The sequence below is a fragment of the Glycomyces halotolerans genome (assembly GCF_054779575.1).
This window is the reverse complement of sequence record NZ_BAAGXZ010000066.1, coordinates 1-601: the sequence shown is the minus strand read 5'-3', so window position 1 is coordinate 601 and position 601 is coordinate 1. Positions and strand designations below refer to the sequence as shown.

At 38.8% G+C, this 601-nt stretch carries 2 protein-coding genes; both read right to left on the bottom strand.

All coding sequences use genetic code 11. From position 1 onward, the window contains the following. On the bottom strand, positions 1–289 hold a 289-nt coding region (locus ACYVL2_RS20060), incomplete at its 3' end, for an NYN domain-containing protein (RefSeq protein WP_460546571.1). 1 nt (position 290) lies between these two features. Further along, a partial coding sequence (locus tag ACYVL2_RS20055) for a 23S rRNA (guanosine(2251)-2'-O)-methyltransferase RlmB (RefSeq protein WP_460546570.1) occupies positions 291–601 on the bottom strand: 311 nt, incomplete at its 5' end.

Genomic DNA, 601 nt, shown 5'->3' with positions numbered 1-601 from the left:
GTGTCGCTACGTTATTTAAATCTTGAGCCAATTTTTCAATATACTCATCAGCTGTTTCATTTTCACGTGTAAAAACGACTTCAATTTTATAGTTATGAGCTTTCTTTTCAATTCCTTGAACCATATGTGCGTCAAATACCACAATGACGCGGTAGCCTGTATAAGCTTGGTACTCAGCAAGCTTTTCAATAAGCAAATCTCGGGCTCCCGCTAAATCATGGTCACGTAGATTTCGTAAGTTAGGCCATGCACCAATCATGTTATAACCATCTACTAATAAAATATCCATTTTATCTTCCTAATGGGTGACGTTTACGATACACTTCATACATCAATAAACTTGCTGCTACTGATGCATTTAAGGATGTTACGTGACCAACCATCGGAAGCCTTAGTAAAAAGTCACACTTTTCTCGAACAAGGCGACTCATTCCTTTACCTTCACTTCCAATAACTAAAGCTAGTGGCATTGTACCATCTAAGTTCCGATAGTCATCGCTTTCTTTTGCATCTGTACCAGCTACCCATACTCCCCTTTCCTTTAATTCATCAATAGTGCGAGCTAAGTTCGTTACGCGAGCAACTGGAATATGTTCAATAG